This window comes from Caulobacter sp. CCH9-E1, from assembly GCF_001556515.1.
Lineage (GTDB): Bacteria > Pseudomonadota > Alphaproteobacteria > Caulobacterales > Caulobacteraceae > Caulobacter.
Map to the genome: position 1 here is coordinate 1 of NZ_LSJA01000073.1, position 21,492 is coordinate 21,492.

The window sequence follows — 21,492 nt, forward strand, 5'->3', positions numbered from 1 at the left end:
AGATGGAACGCAGAGCGGCTTAACCCCGTCCACTTTTTCGGGGGAAGATCAGCTCACTCCTGCCCTGAGAGGAGCGTTTCACAGGTCGCGCAAGCGCTTCGAGACGGCTCTCGGGGCGGCGGTTCCTGATGGATGGCCCGCATTTCCGGAAGGTATGGCGCCAACCTCAAGCAAGCCCCCCGAAGAAGCCGAAGCCTGGCCTTCATATCTGTTTGTGCTAACCGAACCGCGACGGCTGGTGGGCAATGGGGGGTTCGTCGCGCGCCCTGACACGAACGGCGAGGTCGAGATCGGATACGAGATCGCGCCAGCCTTCCGATGTCGCGGCTTGGCGACAGCCGCCGCCCGCGCCCTGCTCGCTCACGCGTTCGCCGACGGGGAGGTCACCGCAGTCGTCGCGCACACCCTGGCGGAGCCAGGTCCCTCCGACGCTGTGCTACGAAAGATTGGTATGAGCAAGGTTGGCGAGAGCATCGATACGGAAGTCGGGGTGATTTGGCGCTGGGCGATACCTCGCTTGGCCTGGACAGAGCGCGAAGTCCATCCCGCAGCCTAGCGCCGCGCCGAACCCGTGGACGCGTCGGTCGGCGCCGCATGGAAGAGTGATCGCCAGGAGATCCAAGTATGGCCGAATGTTCACAGCCTCCCCGGCCCCGGCGTCCTTTCCCCATCCTGCTCGGGCTTCTGGCCCTTGGCGGCTGCGCCCACCTGCCTCCGTCCTGCCCTACGCCCAGCCAAGCGGCGGTGCTCGTCCAGCTTTTCTTTGGCCTTGATATGAGGCAGCAGGGCTCTGTGTCGAACGCTGACTTCGACCGCTTTCTCGACGAGGCCGTCGCGCCACGCTTTCCCCATGGGTTCACGGTGCTCGACGCGGAGGGCCGATGGCGCCCGGCCACCGGCGCGAGCGTCAGGGAAAGGAGCAAGGTGCTAATCCTGGCGGTAAGCGACAAGGCGCAGCTAGCCGGGATCGACGCTATCCGATCGGACTATCGCGCCGCGTTCCGCCAGGAGTCGGTCATGAAGCTTACCCAGCCAACGTGCGTAACGTTCTAGCGGCGGTCCAGAATCTAGATAAGCGTCGGCGCCCCGCCGACCGTCGACCTCCAGCAGGTTGACGGCGATTAGGCCAAGTCGGGCAAGCGCAAGCGCCCCTCCTCCGCGCGCATTTGGAAGTTCAACCAGGTGATGACGAAGTCGAGGACCAGCGGGGTGTTGCCGACATGGCAGTGGGCGTGAGCGTGGTCCGCGCGCGTGAAGAGCTGCGCCGTCAAAGACTTCACGTTCCGCAGCATGCCGATCTGGTCGTACCATTGCGAGATCGGGACGATGTGATCCTCCTGGGCGCCCAGCAGCAGGACGTCCTGAGTGATCCGCTCGGAAAATGGAGCGGTGCATAGGTTCCGCAGCCACGTGAGAAATCCGTAGCCGTCTTCAGCGCCGCAGATCTCGATGCCGTGGGCGATGGCCCAGCCCGCGGTTTCAGACTGCTCCGACATGGCCTTCAGAGCAGCGTTGACGGCGTCAATCTGGCCCTGGCGGACCATGGCGTCGATCCGCGCGCCGGCTTCAGGCCCCGCCTTGGCCAAGAAGGCGGCATAGAAGTCGGCCAGGACGTCATTGACGATCACGCGTTTGATGCGCGGCTCGAAGGCGGCGGCGCGCGGCGCGAGGTAGCCGCCGAGGGAAAAGCCCATCAGCGCGCAGGACTCGATCCCCATGTGGTCAAGCACCGCAGCGACCGGCCTTTCCCACGCCGGCTCCATGGTTAGACGCCAGCGGCGGATTGCTTGGCCCTGCCCTGGCCCATCGAAGACCACCACGTCAAAGCCCTGCGCCGCGTAATCTGGGGCTGCGAGGAAATACTCCTCCTTGTAGGAGTCGAACCCGCCGTGGATGACAAGTGTTTCGCGTCGAGGCCCTTTGGCCCGCATCGCAAGCACGGGCAAAAACCCGTCTTTGTAAGGGACCTGATAGCGTTCGATCGGCCAGTCGGCGACCGCGGCGTTGAACAATCTCAGCCAGGCGGCGTTGAGTTCGCCGCGCTTTGGGTCCTGGCCGATCATGTAGAACTCCGCCGCTCGGTAATAGGCGGACGCGTGGAGCGCCCGCCCCTCGCTTTCGGCCGCTTTGCCCAGCGCGATCATCTCGCGCGTCCAATCACTTATGCTGTGAATGCGGCCGACTACCGTGCTCACTTCAGCCTCGTCCATGGAGGGCAGCCATCGGTTCAGTTCGAAGTCGAAGAAGGGCTCGCCATGGAGCTGGCGATGGCCGGCCTGAAAGTGAGCGCTGTCGTAGACTCTGAGCATCGAGCTTTCCTGGAGTAGCGGCGAGGCGCTGCAACGGCGTCTGCGCCATGAGTCCGTTGAACTTCGCCGTAAGGCGGCAGACGCCAGCGGCGAAGCGCCATCTGCGATGGAACAGACAAGCGCCGCCGGCCGACTGGTCATCGGTCCCGGAGGGCCGGCGGGCCACAGACTTCGGTGGGGAAAATCTGCAGCCGCTACTTGCTGTCCTGACTCGCCCGGCCGCCCATCCTGGTAAGTCTCACAGGTCGCGCCTGTCGCACTTCGCGCGTTTTGGGCCGCAGGCCCAACGCAAGGTTAAGCCCTCCTTAAGATACAGCAATAAAGACCCTTAAAGCTTAACGCGTATGCCGCGGGCGGCTTGCTTGGCGAAAAAAGTTCTTTCAGTTCTTTGGCTTACAGATCTTCGCCCGATTAACGTCAACCTGAGCGACCTCGTAGATCTATCAGGACGCACCCCTGGGTTGAGCTTGTTAGCGTCTTTCCTTGAAGCCGCATCATGGCGGCGCGGTGGAAAGGAATTTCGCTATGGCGACGATAATCGTTTCGCTCACGGGGACGGCCAACGGGCCCGGCTCAGTGGAGTCCCCCGTGCGGACCCTTCAGCAAGCCCTCGACCTTGCCAAGGCCGGCGACACCATCATGCTCCGGAGCGGGGAATACGCTGGCGGCGTGACCGTCCGGGAAGCCAACATCACGATTAAGAACTTCCCCGGCGAAAAGGCGATCGTCTCGACCGGATCCGGACCCGATGACCCTGAGTGGGTCATCCGCTTTGGCGAGGACGCTCACGGCGGGGCGATCGACGGCCTGGAGATCAAGGGCGGATCGTACTACGGCGTGAAGCTTGAGAGCACCTACGACTGGGGCGGCGACATCCCTGAGCACGGGGTGCGCAACATCACGATCCAAAACTCAATCCTTCACGACTCGGGCCGCGACGTCATCAAGGCCGCGCCGGGCGCCGACGGCCTGCAGATCCTGCACAACGAGATCTACAACTCGGGCATGCGCGACGGCTCCAACGCCGAAGGCATCGACATCGTCAACGCCGACGACGTCGTGATCCGCGGCAACTACATCCACGATACCGCTACAAGTGGCGCGTACATCAAGGGCGGCGCCGCCAACGGCCTGATCGAAGGTAATTTCATCCGCAACACCGGCGCCGGCGGCGCCCAGGGTGTCGATCCGCAGGACCCGCCAAACTCCGGCGCCGGCCTGATGCTGGGCTACCAAACCGATCTGGAATGGTTCGGCAAAGACAATCCAGAGCTCTACCAAACCATGAATGGGATCGTCCGCAACAACATCATCCAGGACACCGCCGACGGCGGCATCATGGTGTGGGGCAGCAAGGACCCGCAGGTCTACAACAACACCTTGGTGAACGTTTCGACGCGCCCCTGGTACTTTGGCGGCGGCGTCATGGTTTCGGGGATCACCACCTGGACCGAAAGCGGCGATGTCTACACCAAGACCGTCAATCCGCTGGTGATGAACAACATCGTCTCGGTCGCTGAAGCCTACAACGGATCGCCCGGCTACGTGACCACCGCGGCGATCGCGATTTTGCAGAACGGCGTGACCGGCCCCATCCGTAGCGACAACAACCAAGTCTTCGGCCAGGGCTCCCAGGGAGAGAAGCTCTTCGATCTCGGCGATGGCGAGATCACCCAGGCGCAATGGCTCGCAAGGATCGGCGCGGACGGCCATTCACGGGTGGCCGCCCCGCAGCTCGACGCCAATCTTCACCTCCAGGCTGGAGCGGGCGCGATCGACGGAGGCGGCGCCTTGGCGCTAGGCGCCGACTTTGACGGCCAGCCGCTGAGCGGCGGACCGCTCGATATCGGGGCCGATCAGGCCGACAACGGCGCGCCCCTCGCGCTTCCGACGCGCGGCGGGATTGGCGCGGCGCCTCCAAAGGGCGCGACGCAGCCGGGCGAAGGCGGCGACGGTCGCCCTGGCGGCGATGGCGAACCTGGGGGCGGAGCCGGCGGGGGCGCGGGCGATGGCGGCGCGCTGGACCCGACCGAGCCTGACCTGCCCTTCGTCCAGTTGGCCAAGGCGGTCGATGGCGTTGTCGGCGTCTATTCGGGTCCGGACGCGCACGCGGTGGCGCTTGACGGTCACCTGGCGATCAAGCTGGCCGCCACGGGTTTCTCCGAATACACGAGCGGCCTTCTGCAGATCGTCGAGCAAGCGACCGGCAAGGCTGTGGGCGAGATCGACTTCGTCGGCGGCGACAAGTATGACGGTCGCCAGGTCCTCGACATCGACCTCACGCCTTTCAACCTGAAGACGGGCACGACCTACAGCGTCGTGACCACTCAGGACTTCATTCGTGTGAACGCCGAGCCCTGGCAAGCCGGAGCCATCACGCGCGGTGAATGGCAGTTCACCACTGCGGGGGACGCGCCGACGCCGGGGCCGGCCGACACGCCGCCGCCAACGACGACGCCATCAGCCGCGACCAAAGGTCTGCCGACGGATGCGGTGTTCAAGCCCCTGGCCAAGGCCGTCGCCGGCGTCATCGGCGTCTATTCAGGCCCTGACGCGGCCCATGTCGACACCGACGGACATATCGGCCTGAAGCTGGTGACCGAGGCGTTCGCTGAATACACGTCTGGAAAACTCAAGATCGTGGAGATGGGCGCTGGAGTGGTGGCCGGCGTCATCGATTTCGAGAAGGGCGACGCTTATGACGGCAAGCAGGTGGTCGACATCGATCTCACGCCGTTCCACCTAAAGTTCGGCACGACCTACAGCGTGGTGACCACCAAGGACTTCCTGCGCGTCAACGCCGCGCCTTGGCAGGCCGGCCCCATCACTCTGGGCCAATGGGTGTTCACGACGGAAGATGCGCCCGGAGCGAAGACAGCCTTCGCCGCTCCGCACATCGATACGCCCACGGTTGTGACGAGCATCGCGCCCAGCTCGTCGTTGTTCGAAGGCCATTTCGGCTAAACCTTCGGGCGCGTCGTGACGAAGGCGGCGCGCCCAGACCTTCGAGCATCATTCAGCGCCCGCAACGAACATTCCCCGCTGGCGCGCGATGCCTTCGAACCCGGCCGCCTCTAGACTGCCATCGTGCGGCGCCGACGGCGGGCGCCCCTCCGGGGTTCGAGAGACATCTTCAAGCATGCGTCTGAACCAAGACCCGACTTCAACGGCTTGTAGCGCGATCCTGAGTCCGCGCCAGCGTGAGTGTCTTTACTGGGCGGCGCAGGGAAAAAGCTCCTCGGATATCGGCGCGATCCTGCGCATTTCGGCGAGGACCGTCGACTTTCATATCCTGGAATGCTGTGGCCGACTGGGCGTGAGGACGCGGGTGCAGGCGGTCGCCGAGGCCGTGCGTCGTAGCCTGCTAGACGGCCCCTCCTGACCTTGTCGCGTGTCAGACGCAAGCATCCGCCGGGGGCGGGCCCGAGCCCGCCCCCGGCGAAGCTCTCAAGGAAGACGCCAGGTGACACGCACCCCGCCCATTCGAGGCGGGCCGACGACGAAGGTCGGCAATCCCAGGATGTCCCCGGTGTTGCCCGCGTCGATGATGTAGCGTTCGTTGGTCAGGTTGGTCGCGAAGAGCTCCAAAGCCAGCGAGCGGCCAGTCGGCGTGTAGGTCAAGGTCAGGTTCAGGAGCCCATAGGCGTTCTGGAACTCGTCGACCGCAGCGTCGGCCACCAGAGCGGCAGGCGGCTGCTGGAGGTCGGGCCGATCGTTGTTGTCGTCGAAGAACATCTTCGATTGCCAGGTGAAGGTCGGGCGCAACTCCAACACGCCACCGGGCGCGGGCCATCGAACCGCGGCGCCCAGTGAGGCCGAATGGTCGGGCGACTGGCGCAGGTGGTTGCCATCGAACGCGCCGTTGGTGAACCGGGCGTGGTTGAAGCTGTAGGTGGCGAAGATGTCGACGTAGGACGTGGGTGACCACTCCCCCTCAAGTTCAACGCCGTAGGCGCGCGCGCTGCCGCGGTTCGTTGTGATCAACCGCACCCCATCGCGATCGACAGTCTCGAAGTTCTTGTAGCCGTAGCCGTAGACGGCCGCGCTGCCGCGAAGGCCCCGTTCAGGGCGGCGAAACTTGGCGCCGAGTTCGATGCTGTCGACCGTCTCGGCGGATTGCGCGCCGAATTGCGGCGGCCCGAACGGCGCGCTTGGCCCTCGGGCCGCCAGAGTTCGAGGCCGCCGCCCCCGGGCGTAGGTCGCGTAAAGGTTTGTCCGATCGTCGAGCGCATAGCGCGCGGCGAGGCGCCAGGTCAGGCCGTCATCGTCGAGGCTGTCGCTGGAGAAGGCCCCATTGCCGGCCGTCGGCTGGAAGCTGAAGCCGAACAGCGGCAGGATGCTGACCGGGACCTGCTGCGCCGCCGGACTCTGAAGCGCCGCGAGCAGGGCCTTGGCCTGGGCCACGGCCGTCGGCGAACCAGAACTGGCCAGTTGAGCCGCCCCGATCGCGCCGCCGGCGACGCTGCGCCCGCCAGTGACGAAGGCGCTGTAGCCGCTCTTTCGTTTGTCCCGCGTGTAGCGCAGTCCGGCCGAGACCTCGAACCTTGGGGTCAGCGCCAGCGTCCCATCAGCGAAGAGGTCGAAGGAAGACAGAATACTGGTGTCGACTGACGTCTCACGATGATCTGACCGGAGGTTACTGGCGATAGCCAGAGCCTGGGCGGGGGTCAGGACGATGGCTGGGTCGAACACCGCCGTCGTACGATTGTCGGACGCTCCAGCGACCAAGCCCTGCATTAGCGCGGCGACAAAACCCTTGTTCTCGAATAGGGCGGACGGGGCCGTTCGCGTCGCCGGAAGGCCCGCGCCAACGGCCGCGCCGTTGAGTTGTCGCGTCAGCGCCGCGACCGCAAGACGCTCATCGATCTGAAGCGGCGTCTGGTGATGACCCTCGTAGCCGAAGGCGCTCGCCCCGGCGAACGCACTCAAGCGTCCGCCAGGATCGAAGTTGATGCGCAGCTCCTGGCTCCATTGTTTGGCCTTACCCTCGTTCATCGCCGTCAGAAGCGGCAGGGAAAGGCCGTCGGGATCGTTCGATTCCGAGGATTGGAAATGACGGAAGGCGCTGATCGACGACAGGGTGATGCTGTTGGCGAGCGGCCAGCGGGCGAGCAGGGTCGCGCCCCAGACGGTGCGGTCGATGTTGAGATCCTGCCCGTCTTGGAAAGACTGGCCCGCCCCCTGGGCGATCCCATCTGGGTCGCGCCGGTCGGCGAGAAAAGCCCCGCTGACCGGATCGGTCTGGTCGATGACCAGAGACTTGAACGCCGTCCCAGTCGGCCTGTCTCGCTGGTAGTTGACGATCAGATCAAGCCGTCGCGGCCCTTTCCCGGCGAAGGCCAGCGCCCCGCGCAGCGCGGTGGTGTCAACCGACTGGTAGTCCTCGCGTCCCCGCAGGTTGCTGACATAGCCATCGCGCTGGCGGCGGACGGCGGCCAGGCGCACAGCCAGGGTTTCGCCGACAGGCGCGTTGATCATGGCCTCGGCCCGACGAGCGCTGTAATCGCCAGCCTCCACGACGAGCTTGGCGTCCGCCGCGCCCGGCCTAGCCTTGTTCTGGATAATGTTCAGGGCGCCGACGAGCGCGCCCCGCCCGAACAGGGTCGACTGAGGTCCCTTGGCGACCTCGACCCGTTCGACATCGAACAGTTCGACATAACTGCCTTCGCCCTTCGAGATCGAAACTCCGTCCTGAAAGATCGACACGCGCGGCTCGAACGCTGACTCCAGCGCGCTGGAGGTGACGCCGCGCATCACGAAGCCTGGATTGTTGGGTGACTGCTGCTGGACCTCGAAACCCGGCGTAAAGAGCGCAAGCTGGTCGAGGGTCTGCACGCCTCGGCGCTCAAGGCCGCGCGCATCATAAGCGGTCAGGGCGATCGGCACGTCGATGAGAGCCTGTTCGCGCTTTTGCGCGGTGACGACGACTTCGCCGATCAGCGTCTCTTGCTGGGCGTAGGCGGCGAGAGGCGCGACCAGCGCCGCCGTGGCCAGAAAGGCGTAACGGTAATGGGGCAATGGAGAGTTCCACGGATAGCGCGCAACGCCGTGCGCCCGCGCCAGGGCGGCGCGGGGACGACGCCGCGCCGCTTGGGGAAGACGGCGCGGGCGCGGGTTTTCAGAAACGCTCGTCTCAGGATTGGACAGAGCGACCGAAGGCTAGCGCGCAGCCCCCGCGCCGGCGATGCATCGAAAACGTTGAACGTTCCCCGGCGCCGATCTCCTGGACGATCGCCGCGTTTGCGCAATAGCTGCCGTTCAAGCGGGTCCAGGAACGGAGCATTCAGATTGCAGCCCTCGTCGCCGCGGCGACGGGGTTGCTCAGGCGACCACCACCTCGGCGTGGGAGAAGGCGTCCTGGAACGCCGGCGTCAAGGGCGCGTCGGTGACGAGGATGTCCACGTCCTTGAGGGCGGCGGTGTGGACCAGACCGATCCGGCCGAACTTGCCCTGGTCGACGGCCAGCAGCACGCGGCTGGCCGTGGAATAGGCGATGCGGCTCATGATCGCCTCGCTGGGCGAATGGTCCATCAGGCCATGCTCGAGGCTGACGGCGCCGACGGTCAGGATCGACAGACTGGGCCGGAAGCCGGCCAGGAAGTCCTGGGCGTGACGGTCCGAGAAGGCCTGATAGGCCGTGTTCAGCTCGCCGCCAGCCAGGAACAGGGTATGCCCTCTGTCCTTGCGAACCGCCTGGGCCACGGCCAGCGAATTGGTGATGATCTTCAGCTGGCGGTGCTCGCCCAGCGCCTTGGCCACGAAGCAGGAGGTCGAGCCGCTGTCGAGGAACAGGGTGTCGCCGTCGGCGATGAACTTGACCACCGCCTCGGCGATGCGGGTCTTGCCCGCCACGTTCTTCTGCATGCGCAGGTCGAACGGGCCCTCGATCTCCTGCGGCGGCAGTCGGACCGCGCCGTGCAGCCGCACGATCGACCCGGCCTCCTCCATCACCCGCAGCTCGCGCCGGATCGTCTCCTCCGAGACCGACAGCGCCTTGGCGATATCGGCGATGGCGCGCGTCTGGTTGGGCGCCAGGAGGTTCAGGATGTCGCGCTGACGATCGTGGCGTTTGAGCATTCTTTGTCCGTGTCCGTCGGCGGCGACTCGCCGACCAAGTTTCCGGAATACTATCGCTTGCGTTCCGGGGCATGAAGAGCGCCCCCGGCCGGCGGGGATGGGAGGACCGGCCGGGGACGAAGCGGTCGCTAGAAGGCGACGCGCAGCTGGATCCGCGCGTAGCGCGGAGTCTGGTGCTCGACGGGCTTACGGTAGTTGGTGTCCGCCACCCCGCTGCCGCCGACGTCGCCGAACTCGTGATAGGCGGTCACCGCGTGCGAATTGAACAGGTTGAAGACGTCCAGTCGCAGCGAGGCGTCGAACCGGTCGCCTGGCGTCGGGATGGTCACCACCGCCGAAGCGTTAAACTGGGTCACCCAGTCGCCCTCGAAGGCCGATCCGCGGTCGACGACCTTGCCCTGGCAGTAGAAGCCATAGCCCTGATAGCCGTAGGCGGTCGGGTCGACGTCCTTGGGCACGATGCCGATGCAGCTGTACTTGCGCGGCGACTGCACCAGGCCGTTGCCGCCCAAGGTCAGCCAGTCGTTGACCTGATAGCTGCCATAGGCCTTGAAGGTGTGGCGGCGGTGATTGGGCAGATAGCCGTCGGCGCCGTTCAGGAAACCCGGCGAGTCGAAGTCGGCCGTGGTGTTGATCGCCAGCTGACCATTCTCGGACCTCACGCCGCCCTCGTAGTTCCCCTTCAGGCTGGCCCAGGTGTACGAGCCCGACACCGACCACTTGCCGTCGAAGGCGCGGTCGAAGGTGGCCGTCAGGGCGTTGTAGTCGCGCTTGGGCTTGGGATAGGTCAGGTCCGCGGCCGACAAGGTGACGACCGGCTTGGAGCCGTCCGGCAGGCTGTTGAGGCGGATCTTCACGTCCTCGCCGGGATTGACGATCACCCACTGGCGCCCGCCGCCGAAGCTGGACTGGCACTGGGCGGCGGTGAAGCCGGCCTTCACGCAATAGGCGCGCGCCCCGGTGTCGATCGCCACGTCCTCGACGATGCTGTTCAGCTCGCGGTGGGTGAAATAGGCGCCGACCTTGATCAGGTCGCCGAAGCGCCGCTCGTAGCCTACCACGAACTCGTCGGCCGATTGCGGCTTTAGGTTATGGGCGATCGACTCGGCGGTGTCGGCCACCAGCCCGGAGGCCGACACCAGGCAGTTCGAGACCTTGGTGTCCGGACAGGTCGTGACCCCGTTGGCGGTGGTGATCGCCGCGCCAATGACCGGATCGCCGTTGGCGCCGACCCCGTCCAGGCGGTTGTAGCGGGTGTAGGTGACCAGCGAGCCGGCGAACTTCAACGACAGGTCGCTGGGCAGCGGCAGGTAATAGCGGCCGAAGAAGCCGTAGAGCTTGGACTTGCCGTCGCCGAAGGGGTCGCCCGAGACCGACAGGCGCGGCGCCCACTGATTACCCGGATCGTAGAAGGTCGAGCCGTCGGCGTTGCGGTTGTCGAAGCGGTCGTTGCGCACGCCGGCCTCGACCTGCAGACGATCGCCGAACAGCGACCACTGGTCCTGCGCGTAGAAGGCCTGGTTGACGGTGCTGAAGCTGCCGCTGTTTCGGTAAACGCGGGTGGTCACGTACTCGACGCCGGCCGGCAGGTTGCTTTGGTCCGACCCTGTCGAGCGATACAGCTTGAAGGCGCCGCGGCCGATCGTCTCGAAGAACTGGATCGCGGTGTTCTCCTCGTGATCGTACCCGATCCTCAGGTGGTGGGCGCCGAGCAGGTCGAAGTTGAAGTCGGCGTCGGCGCGGTAGAAGGTCCGCTTGTCGTCATTGAACGACTGGGCGTCGGTGACCTTGTTCAGGCCGATGTTCACGCCGGCGGTATTGCTCCGGTAGTCGACGACCTGCTCGTGGGTGGTGTCCAGCGGCAGCTGGCCGTCGCGGAACTTGTTGACGCCATAGGCGGCCGACAGGGTGAACCAGGGCGTGAAGACGCCGGTGTAGCGGCCGATATAGTTCTCGCCGCCGGAGCGCTGGTTGGTCCCGCCCGTCTCCGCCCCGACCGTCTTGGTCGCCGGATCATAGTTCAGGCTGCGGTTCCGGACGTCCTTGGTGGTGTCGAAATAGGTGAACTCCAAGTGCTGCCTGGAGGTCAGCCAGCCGTCCAGCTTGCCGCCCCAGAAGGGCGCATCGTCGGTGACGCGAGTGGCGTTGGCGCCGGTGGCTTGGGGCGTGAAGGTCTTCAGCTTGCGCTGGTTGTAGAGGCCGTAGAAGAACAGGCGATCCTTGAGGATCGGCCCGCCCAGCTCGGCCACCCACTCCTCGCGCTCGGCCGTGGCGTCCTCATAGTTGTTGCGGAACGTGTTGGGCGCGCTGTCGCGCAGGTCGCCCGGCTCCCAGGTCGCGGTGATCCCGCCGTGGAACGTGTTCGTGCCCGACTTGGTGATGGCGTTGACGAAGCCCCCGGTCGAGCGGCCGAACTCGGCCGGATAGCCGCCGGTCTTCACTTCCACCGACTTGTAGAAGTCGAACGGCACCTCCACGGGCAGCAGACCCATGCGGAAGTTGGTGATGTTCAGACCGTTCACGAAGAAGGCGTTCTCGATGAAGCTGGCGCCCGAGATCGAGATCTGGTTGGCGAACGTCCCATTGGCCGAGGACGACCCCTGCACGACGCCCGGCGACATCAGAGCGATGTCCCGAAGCGAGCGGCCGACCGGCACGCGCTCGGCCAGTTCGCCGATGTCGATGGCCGCGCCGGTGGTGGTGATCTCGAAGTCCGGCGTGCGCATGCGGCCGGCCTTGACGACCACCGCCTCGACGGAACCGACCGGGGCCAGGGTGAACAGGTTCGAGGCGCCCGAGCGGGTGATCAGCACGCCGGCCTCTGCATAGGCGTCGTAGCCGTCGGCGGTCACCGATACGGCGTAGGCGCCCGGCGCCAGTTGCGACACGACATAGGCGCCGCTGGCGTTGGTGACGGCCGAGCGCTTGACGCCCAGCGCTTCCGAGGTGAGCTGCACCACGGCCCCGGCGATCGGCTTGCCGTCGGCCGACTGCACGCGGCCCGAGGCCTGGACGTTGGTGTAGTCCTCGGCGAAGGCCGGCGCCGCCGTCAGCGCGACCGCCGGAATGCTCACGCTGACCAAGGCCAGCGCCCGCAGCGCCAGGACGCCGCCCAGGCGTCGCCCGGCTCGAGTTTGATGCCTCACGACCGACTCTCCCAAAGAGAAATTTGTGCCCGACGAGCGTCGCGAACCGTCCCTCACGGCCGCCGCCCCCTCGCCGCGGTCTTCCTTAGGCGCGTTTTGTGGATGTGATGTGACATTTGTTGATTTCATGTTCATGTCACGAGAGATTAGCTTGCACTTCGGGAGGGTTTTGACCAGAAATCCCGCGAAACCCACACAGAAGTCCAATTCACGGGCTTCATCAGGGTGTGTCAGACGTCCGCCAAAGAGGGGGCCGTCTTCAGCCGAGGGATCCGAGGTGACCAAGACTTCCCTGCTGATCGCCCTGTCGTGGGCGACAATCGTCTGCGGCGGCGCCGGCGGCGCCCTGGCCGCGCCGACCGATCCGTACTTCGCAAACATCGACGTGCGCCGGGAGGCGCGCGCGGACGAGACGTCCATCGCCGGCGTGGTGTTCGACGACGCCAACCACAACGGTCGTCTGGATTCAGGCGAGCATGGCGTGGCGGGCGTGAAGGTATCCAATAGCCGCGAGGTGGTGCTGACCGACAAGGCCGGCCGCTACATCCTCCCGGCCCGTCCGGACATGGCGGTGTTCGTGATCCAGCCCAGCGGCTGGCGCGTGCCGACCGACGACCGTTGGGTCCCGCGCTTCGCCTACCAGCACAAGCCGGCCGGCTCGCCCAAGGCGCTGCGGTACGGCGGCCTGCCGCCGACCGGTCCCCTGCCCTCGGCCATCAACTTTCCGATCATTCCCACGCGCGTTCCCACAAAAACCGGTCAGAGCTTCAACTGCGCGGTGCTGGGCGACGTGCAGCCCGGGTCGAACATCGAGGTCGGCTACGTCCGCGACTCCCTGGTGCGCGAGATGCTCAACGCGCCGCGGAAGCCGGACTGTCTGCTAGCCCTGGGCGACATCGTCAGCGACGACCTGCATTTGATCCCGCGCACGGCCGAGGTGATGGGCGCGATCGGCGTCCCGCAGTGGTGGGTGCAGGGCAATCACGACTACGACCACGACGCCGACCACGACATCGACAGTTCCGACACCTGGCGGCGGCTATACGGCCCCAATAACTACGCCTTCGAGATCGGCCAGGCGGTGTTCATCGTCCTGGACAACGTCTCGTTCCCCTGCGGCGAGGACCCGCGCGAGGCCCGCGAGCGACCGTTCTGCAAGCAGTACTGGAAAACCTACAACGGCCGCCTGCTGCCCGATCAGATGACCTTCATCGCGAACGTGCTGAAGGCGACCGATCCCAGCAAGCTGGTGGTGTTCGCCGCCCACATCCCGTTCGTGGGCTTCGACAACGCCGAGTCCCAGCCGCACCAGACCGATAATCTGGGCGAGCTCTACGCCCTGGTGAAGGGGCGCCCGGCGCTCTCGCTGACCGGCCACAGCCACACGCTGGAGAACATGGCTCCGGGCGATTCAATGGGAGGCTGGAAGGAGACGGTCGGGGTCTCGACGATTCCGTTCCGCCATCTGGTGGCCGGCGCCGTGGCCGGCGACTGGTGGGGCGGCGACTACGACATCGATGGTGCGCCGATGAGCATCCAGGGCGACGGCTCGCCGCGCGGCTATGTCGATTTCGCCGTGAAGGGGACCGACTACACGCTCGACTACCGCGCCAGCGGCCTTCCGCGCGATCGGGCCATGTGGCTATCAGTCAACACGCCGCGCTTCCGCGCCTGGGCCGAGACGATCTTCGCTTGGCGCGACACCTCGGAAGACAGGCGCGACGCCGTCCCGCCGCTCAGCGTCCAGGACCTGCCGGACGTGAAGCTGCTGACGCCTTCGGACCTTCAGGCGGGGAGCTGGCTGACCGCCGACGTTTGGATGGGCGACTCGACGACCAGGGTCATGGTCGCCATCGACGGCGGCGCGGCGGCGCCCATGACCCGCACCCAGGAGTTACGCGGCGAAGGCGTCCGGTCGGGCTCGGCCTATTCCGATCCCTTCGCCCTGCAGCGGCAACTGACCATGGCCCGCACGGCGATCCAGAGCCGCTCCGGCGATCCGGAGGCGCAAGGCTATGTCCAGGGTCGCCAGAAGCGCCTGCCGCCCATGCCGCCTCAGCCGCGCGGCTCCCGCGCCGACCACTCACCACACATCTGGCGCTACGACCTGCCCCAGGGTCTGGCTGAAGGGACGCACACGGCGGTCGTCACCGTCACCCGCGACCAGGGCGAGGCCTCGCGCGATACGCTTGTCTTCGAGGTCCGCGCAACCCGCCCGAAGCCGACCTTCGATTTCGAGTATTGGGACAGGTTCAAGAACCAGTAGGCGTGTTTGGCCGCCATTGGACTAGGGCGCGCGAGCGCCCGCGGTCGTCAGATAGATCGGGTTGCCGATCATCAACAGGCGGCCGGCCCGGTCCCGGACGTTGACCCGCACCCAGCTATCTTGCGCCCCCATCCGGACCTCGAACGCGCCCGTCGGCGAGATTCTCGGGACGATCCTGGCGCCATCCTGGATCACCTCCAGCCCAGCCGGATCGGCGCCGGCGATCACGGCGGTGAAGGCGATGGTCTCGCCGGGTCTGGCCGCCAGCGTCCCGCCCATGACCGCGCCGCGGCCGCCGACGGTGGCGGAGAGATCCAGCATCCGATCGCCTGTACCGTCGAGATCGATGAACACCCTGCCCGCCCGCAGGCCCGCGAAAAGCGCCTCGCTGGACAGTCCCTCGGCGTGGATCACCGTGGCCGGACGCCCGACGGCCGAGGGCTTGTCATGGGGGATGCCGGCGTCGTGGTTGTCGCTGCCGCCGATGGCGGTGATCCGGCGCCCCGCGTTGAGCTGGGCTTCCCAGAAGGGAACGCCCGACAGGACGCCCTCGAACCCTCCCAGCGCCTTTTCGTTTCCGCCATTGGCGACCTCGATCGCCTGTACGGCGTCGAAGTCGGTGTCCTTGGCGGTCCAGCCGCAACCCATGCACTGCTCCCCCGACGGCGCGGCCGGGTGGTTGATCGAGAAAATCCCGCCAGCGGCCGTCACGGCCCGTTGCAGGTCGCGGATGGTCGGGACGCTCTTCGAGCCCAGACGGAAGTCGATGAAGGCGGTCGGTCCGAAGACGTTGGCGTGGCCCTGGAACGTCGTGACCTCGCGCCCGGTCATCAGCAACAGGTTGGGGAACGAGGGCTGCAGCTCGGCCAGAGCCTCGGCCTGGCTCGTGGTGTTATGATCAGTCACGGCGATGAAATCGAGCCCTGCGGCCTGGGCCGCCAGCACCGTGCGATAGACCGGACAAGCGGCGCGCGGGGCGTCCCCGGTTACGCAGCTCCCATCGCTATGGGCGGTGTGCATATGCAGGTCGCCGCGATACCACCCGGGCGTCGTCGCCTTTGCGAGCGTGACGGGCGGGGACGCGGGGGCGCGCTGGAACCAGACCTTCGCCTCGTAAGTCGCCTTGGACCCCGGCCGGGCGTTGGGCACGCCCAGCAGCAGGGTCCATTCGCCGGATGGCAGCGGCCCCGGGAGGTAGCTGGCCGTCGCGGCCTCGGTCGAGACGAAGAAGGTCTTCTTGTTGCCGCCGCTCCAACCCCGGAACCGGTCGGGGTCCAGCAGGCCCAGATCGACCACCGTCCGGTTCTCGCGGCCCGTATAGTCGAAGGCGATCTCAAGGCGGGTGACCCCGGGCGGCACGTCGAAGGTCACGGGCTTATAGGTCTGGTGATCCGCGCCCGTGATCTCGCCGGTCAGGACGAGATCCGGCTCTAAGATCTGGGCGTGGGCAGGCCAGGCGATCAGCAGGGCGATGAGGGCGAGCCAGCGGCGCATGGACGGTTTCCAAAAAGAAGGGCGGCCGAGGTTGCGGCCGCCCAAGGTCAGGGGAAGAAGGTCAGGCGGCGCCTCAGAACCGGTAGAGCAGCGCCGCCTTGAAGGCGCGTCCGAACTCCGGCCGGCCAACGCCATAGAGGGCGCCGGCCTCGCCGCTGATGATCTGGCCGGCCCGCGGATTGCCCTCGGTCAGGCCCAGCTCGTTGGTCAGGTTCGTGCCGTAGGCGTAGATCGACAGCGCCTCGCTGACATTGAACCGCACCGTGGCGTTGACCAGCGTATAGGCCGGCAGGCGCGAGGTGTTGGCCGCGTCGGAGAAGCGGTCGCCATAGCGCTCGATGCTGCTCTCGATCCGCAGACGGCGATCCATCAGGTTGACGCCCGGGGTCAGGCGGAACGCGGTCTTGGGCACGCGCACCAGGCGGTTGCCGGTGAAGTCGCGCGTGCGGCTGGCGGTTCCCGCCGGCGGCTTGACCTGGCAGGTCGGGTCCGAGGCCGAGACCGTGCAACTCTCCTCGAACTTGTAGTCGCCGAACTCGGGGTTCTGGATCGTGGCGCTGAAGCCGAGGTCGAACCATGCGGTCGGACGGATCGTCCCTTCCAGCTCAAGGCCCAGCGTCTTGGTGTCGGTGACGCTGGTCTGGTTCACATAGGCCCCGGTGGTCGGATTGAAGACCAGGCTGCCGAAGGTCAGGGCGTCATAGGCGGTGTGGAACACCGTGGCGTAGAGGTCCAGCTTGCCGGTGGTCAGCTTGTAGCCGGCTTCCGTCAGGTCCATCGTCTGAACGATCGGCGCGGTGTTGGTCGCGTTGGTGATGTAGTCGCCCAGCGACGGCAGACGGAAGGCCGAGGTGTAGCGGGCGAAGAGGCCCATGTGCGGGGTGAGGCGATAGTCCGCGCCGACGGTCCAACCGGTGTGGTCGAACTTGCGGGTGAAGCGGTCATAGACGCCCGAGCCCGCCAGGACCGTGTCGTCGGCGGGAGTCGGCGACTGGCCTAGATTGATCGTCGCGGTCCGTTCACTACGGCCGGTGAACTCCACCTTCTCCCAGCGCACGCCGGCGTCGATGCGCAGCGCCGGCGTCACCTGCCACTCGTCGGTCAGATAGAGCGCCGTGGTGTTGGACTTGCCGTCGCCGTTGGCGAACTCGGCGCCATAGCGGCTGATGCCGTTCTCGGTCAGGCTGGACAGGACCTTGCCGCTCGCGTCAACGGCCACCAGGTCGAGGCGTCGGGCGTTGTCGCGCACGTCCAGCAAGGCGTTGGCCGAGTAGCGGTTGAAGGCCTCCTCGACGTGGGCGTGATAGAAGCCCGCCGCCACGTCGTGGGTCTGGCCGCCGATCTCGAACTTGTGCAGCAGGCGCGTGTCGTTGATCAGCTCATCCAGCGGCACGGAGACGTAGCGGAGCGACCCATCCAGCACCAGGCCATTGCCGTTCTGGCCCGCGCCGGTCGTGCTGAACACCTCGCTGGGACTGGTGGCGTAGCGCAGCTGCACGTCGGTCGCGCCGGGCGTCGCCGCCAGCAGGGCGGCGCGATACTGCGCGATGCGGGCCGAACCCAGCACCGGGGTATTGGGGAACAGGCCGATGCGCTTGGACTCCGAAGTCCGATAGCGCAGGGTTTCCTGCAGGCGCCAGCCGTCGGCGATCTCGTACTTCAGGACGGCGGTGGCCTGGGTCAGCTTGACCTCGGTGCCGCGGGAGAGGTCCCAGTTGAAGGGCCCCTTGGGACCGCGCAGGGTCAGCTTCTCGGTCTCCGGCCCCGCCAGGGTGCCGGTCAGCGGGTCGAAGCCCGGGGCGGCGCTGGGCTCGCCCGCCGCGTTGAACTTCAGCGGCACGCCGGCGAACAGGATGACGTTGTCGTCCAGGTGCTTGATGTTGAAGTCGAAGCTGCCGCGCTGGAAGTCGCGGCCGATCGAGGCGCGGACCTGATAGCCCTTGTTGGCGGCGAAGCCCGGATCGCGAATGCCGTCGTCGTCGCGCCAGAAGCCGCCAAGACTGGCGCGCCACTCGCCGATCGGTCCGCCGACATAGGCGTCGACGCGCTTGAGGCCGTAGTCGCTGGCCTGGACCTTGATGATCCCCTCGCGGGTCTCGCCCTTGCGAGTGATGAAGTTGACCGTGCCGCCCGGGGCGTAGGACGCGAAGATCGACGAGGGACCGCCGCGCACCACCTCGATGCGCTCGATGGTCTCGTCCAGGCGGAACGACTGGTCGGCGTTCAGATAGCCCAGGCCGCCGTCGTGCTGCACCGGCGCGCCATCCTCCTGCAGGGCGATGGCCGAAAAGCCCTCCTGCGGGATGCCGCGCGCGCGGATGTTGGCGCTGGCCTCGCCGCCGGACGCCTCGACCCAGAAGCCCGGCACCGACTTCAGCGCGTCGGCCACGCCCATGGGCGAGCGCAGGCGCAGGGTCTCTTCGTTCATCGTCGTGACGGCGTAGCTGGTCGACAGGCGTGTGCGGGCGTCCGAACCCGCGCGGGCGGTGACGATCAGCTCCTCCACCGTCGAGACCTCAGGGGCGGCCCCGCCGGCGGCCAAAGGGCCGGCGCCTCGCTGGCGCAGGGTGATGACCTCGGCCGTGGCGGAGGCGATCTCCAGATCGCTACCCTCGATCAGACGGCGCACGGCTTCCTCGCGGCCATAGGCGCCTTGCAAGCCCGCCGTGCGGTGCTTGGCCGCCACGTCGTACGGGAAGAGGATCTGCACGCCGGCCTGACGCGAGAAGGCGTTCAGCGCCTGAGCCGTATCGCCGGCCGGGACCTTGAACTCCACCCGCGCGGCCGCTTGCGCATGAGCCGCGACCGGCGCGACGGCGACCAACGCCGAGGTGGCCAGAAGCAGGCATGCGCCCACGCGCGGCGCTCCATGGCGCGTCAAAGACTTGATCATCGTAGTTCGCCCCATCTAGGTCGCCGAAAACCGGCGTCTCGCTCAGCAAGATGGAAGGGGCGCGGAAAACCTCTATCGAGATTTGAGAAGAATTCGTGACGATCCGTCGTCAATGATCCGTAGACCGAACGTTGTGCGCAAGGCCTCCAGGAAGCTTTCGGGGTTTCCGGTCATGAAACGGCCGCCCAGGCGCATGGCACCGACCTTGGGGTCTTCTATGACCATCTTGCGAACGAGGTAACGATTGTATTCCTCGACCGCGTCGGACAGGCGCTGTCCTTCGAAAACGATTTCACCACGACGCCATGCCTGGACGTTCTGGACCTCGACCTCAGGCGCTGCCGCGACGGCGACGCCCGCAGCGGTGACCGCCAGCGCCTGCCGAGGATCGGCGGCGTTGACGACTGAAGCTTCTGTCTCCCCGGCGGCGGTGCGGATCGCCGCGCGGCCGGCGAGCACGATCAGGTCCAGTCCCGAGGGCCGCAGGCGCGCATTGAACTGGCCCGGCGCGAGATTGGCCAAGCCCGACGGCGTGAAGAGCTCGAACGGCCGCATGGCGTCATGAGCGATCGTCAGCGCGATCTCCCCTCGCCTCAGCCACAGCCGCCGGCGGTCGCGGCCGAAGCGCCAGAGCACTTCGGTGTCGGTGTTCAGCTCGACCGAGCTGCCGTCGGGCAGCGACAGGCTGCGACGTTCGCCCACGCCGGTCACGGTGCGGTCGCGCAGCCATTGGTCCCGGCCAAGATAGGCGGCGCCCGAAATCCCGGCCGCCAGGGCCAGGCCGCCGCCCAGCCAGGCGCGCCGGGTCGCCGCGGGACGAGCGCGCGGCGGAGCGTCGCGCAGGGCGTCCAGCCGGCTCCAGGCGGCGGCGACCTCGGCGAAGGCGGCGGCGCGGCGGGGGTCGGCGTCACGCCAGGCTTCGAATTCCGCGGAATCCGCACGGCCGGCGTCCAGACGCGCCAGCCACTCCGAAGCCTGGGCGATCAGCGCGTCTCTGTCTTGATCGCCCGCTTGCGCCATGTACTCGCCTTAACTCCGATCCTTCGACGCTCGTCCGCCGCCAACGCCTTGGTCAGCAGGGCCAAGCCCTTGGCCAGATGTTTCTCAACCGTAGAGATGGACAAGTTCAACCGAACCGCTATCTGGCTCGGTGAAAGCCCTTCCATTTTCCGTAGCGTGACCACCCGGCGACATTGTTCCGGCAACCGATCGACCGCCTCGATCACGCGCAGCAACTCTTCCCGAGCGCTGGCGACGGCGTAGGCGTCCGGCGCCGGATCCGGCAGAGCTTCCATCTCCAGCACCCCGATCTGGCGAATGCCGACGACCTTGGCCCGCCGCACGCGTTCGAAGGCCAGGTTTCGAATGATGGTGAGGACGAAGCGCTCCGGGCGCTCCAGCCGGCGCCAGTCGGGGACGCCCAGCACCTTGGCGTAGGCCTCCTGCACGAGGTCCTCCGCCTCGGCGGCGTCGCGCGTCAGCTTGCGGGCATAGGCGCGATAGTTCGCCGCGAACGGCAGAACCGCTTCGGCGAACCATTTATCGATGTCGCGTAGCCAAGCCATCACGCGAGTCCCGCCCCGGCGAAGACAGCCGGCTCTCGAACGCTGCACTAGCGATCGAGGATGTCAGTTTGGCGACGGTGCGCAGTCATTCGGTCAGGCCGCTCGCTGGCCTGCCAGTATCTTCTGCGATGACCGTCACCGCTTGATGCTAACCTGGCGGCTGCCTAAAGCTTGACCAAAGACCGGCTGACTAGATCTCGCGCGACCGAGGAGGCTCACTTGGTGGAAGTGCACGGGCTCACGCCATATTTCGAAGTGTTCGATATGAGCGCCTCGCTCGCCTTCTACCGCGACCAACTCGGCTTTGAGGTGCTGTTCGCCAGTCCTGAGGTCCAGACCGCGGAAGGTCGCTTCTCTCACTTCGTCCGTCTGGCCCGCGGTGGGGCTGAGTTGATGCTGAACACCGCATACGATTCAAACGAACGACCTGCGCGACGAAGCGAGCCGCGTTGGGAAGGCTGTCGGCACACAGCCATCTATATCGACTGCGACGACGTGGTCGGCATACATGCCGAGATCACTGCGAGAGGCCTCAACACCCAAGCTCCCGCGACCACGGGATACGGCTTCTTGGCCTTCTCGGTCTCGGATCCGGACGGATTCGGCGTGATCTTCCAACAGCCCCCTTCAGCTCCCCCGGCGTAGATTGGCCGTCGCCTTTCCCCCTTGCAGTCGATCGCAACGTCATCTGCGGCGGCTTCGCGCCCGTTGCTGACATCGGCCCCCTTGCGAACACAAGGCG

At 66.5% G+C, this 21,492-nt stretch carries 14 protein-coding genes; 6 read left to right on the plus strand and 8 right to left on the minus strand.

The features are described 5' to 3' along the window. Together AX690_RS03600 and AX690_RS03605 are read left to right on the plus strand one after the other, a co-directional pair. A partial coding sequence (locus AX690_RS03600) for a GNAT family N-acetyltransferase (protein WP_231732105.1) occupies positions 1-556 on the plus strand: 556 nt, incomplete at its 5' end. A 188-nt stretch (positions 557-744) separates the two neighbouring features. Beyond that, complete coding sequence (locus AX690_RS03605; RefSeq protein WP_066682431.1) at positions 745-1,053, plus strand: DUF3574 domain-containing protein; 309 nt, start codon at positions 745-747, stop codon at positions 1,051-1,053. 68 nt (positions 1,054-1,121) lie between these two features. On the opposite strand, the gene AX690_RS03610 is transcribed toward AX690_RS03605, so the two are convergent. Next, positions 1,122-2,309: an alpha/beta fold hydrolase gene (locus AX690_RS03610; RefSeq protein ID WP_066682437.1), complete on the minus strand. Its 1,188-nt coding sequence runs from the start codon at positions 2,307-2,309 to the stop codon at positions 1,122-1,124. A gap of 588 nt (positions 2,310-2,897) precedes the next feature. On the opposite strand from AX690_RS03610, the gene AX690_RS03615 reads away from it, so the two are divergent. Continuing rightward, positions 2,898-5,273: a nitrous oxide reductase family maturation protein NosD gene (locus tag AX690_RS03615; protein WP_066682438.1), complete on the plus strand. Its 2,376-nt coding sequence runs from the start codon at positions 2,898-2,900 to the stop codon at positions 5,271-5,273. A gap of 175 nt (positions 5,274-5,448) precedes the next feature. Next, on the plus strand, positions 5,449-5,691 hold the full coding sequence (locus AX690_RS22010) for a helix-turn-helix domain-containing protein (RefSeq protein ID WP_197426775.1): 243 nt from the start codon (positions 5,449-5,451) through the stop codon (positions 5,689-5,691). Between the two features lie 65 nt (positions 5,692-5,756). Here the strand turns inward: AX690_RS22010 and AX690_RS03620 are convergent, their stop codons facing one another. From AX690_RS03620 to AX690_RS03630, 3 genes are all read right to left on the minus strand, one after another. After that, a complete protein-coding gene (locus AX690_RS03620; protein WP_066682440.1) occupies positions 5,757-8,327 on the minus strand; it encodes a TonB-dependent receptor in 2,571 nt (856 codons plus the stop codon). Between the two features lie 303 nt (positions 8,328-8,630). Beyond that, positions 8,631-9,386: a DeoR/GlpR family DNA-binding transcription regulator gene (locus tag AX690_RS03625; RefSeq protein WP_066682442.1), complete on the minus strand. Its 756-nt coding sequence runs from the start codon at positions 9,384-9,386 to the stop codon at positions 8,631-8,633. Positions 9,387-9,514: 128 nt separating this feature from the next. Then, on the minus strand, positions 9,515-12,532 hold the full coding sequence (locus tag AX690_RS03630; RefSeq protein ID WP_231732106.1) for a TonB-dependent receptor: 3,018 nt from the start codon (positions 12,530-12,532) through the stop codon (positions 9,515-9,517). Positions 12,533-12,809: 277 nt separating this feature from the next. On the opposite strand from AX690_RS03630, the gene AX690_RS03635 reads away from it, so the two are divergent. After that, a complete protein-coding gene (locus AX690_RS03635) occupies positions 12,810-14,798 on the plus strand; it encodes a calcineurin-like phosphoesterase C-terminal domain-containing protein (protein WP_066682443.1) in 1,989 nt (662 codons plus the stop codon). 21 nt (positions 14,799-14,819) lie between these two features. Here the strand turns inward: AX690_RS03635 and AX690_RS03640 are convergent, their stop codons facing one another. The 4 genes from AX690_RS03640 to AX690_RS03655 all read right to left on the minus strand — a co-directional run bounded on the left by AX690_RS03640 (position 14,820) and on the right by AX690_RS03655 (position 20,750). Continuing rightward, positions 14,820-16,292: a CehA/McbA family metallohydrolase gene (locus AX690_RS03640; protein ID WP_066682444.1), complete on the minus strand. Its 1,473-nt coding sequence runs from the start codon at positions 16,290-16,292 to the stop codon at positions 14,820-14,822. Between the two features lie 73 nt (positions 16,293-16,365). After that, a complete protein-coding gene (locus AX690_RS03645; RefSeq protein WP_066682450.1) occupies positions 16,366-19,185 on the minus strand; it encodes a TonB-dependent receptor in 2,820 nt (939 codons plus the stop codon). A 72-nt stretch (positions 19,186-19,257) separates the two neighbouring features. Next, positions 19,258-20,205, minus strand: a complete 948-nt coding sequence (locus tag AX690_RS03650) for a FecR domain-containing protein (protein WP_066682452.1) — start codon at positions 20,203-20,205, stop codon at positions 19,258-19,260. Further along, positions 20,169-20,750, minus strand: a complete 582-nt coding sequence (locus AX690_RS03655; RefSeq protein WP_066682454.1) for an RNA polymerase sigma factor — start codon at positions 20,748-20,750, stop codon at positions 20,169-20,171. Before AX690_RS03655 ends, AX690_RS03650 begins: the two co-directional genes overlap by 37 nt. Before the next feature lie 222 nt (positions 20,751-20,972). Between AX690_RS03655 and AX690_RS03660 the strand changes: the two genes are divergently transcribed. Beyond that, positions 20,973-21,395, plus strand: a complete 423-nt coding sequence (locus tag AX690_RS03660; RefSeq protein ID WP_231732110.1) for a VOC family protein — start codon at positions 20,973-20,975, stop codon at positions 21,393-21,395. Positions 21,396-21,492 lie beyond the last annotated feature (97 nt).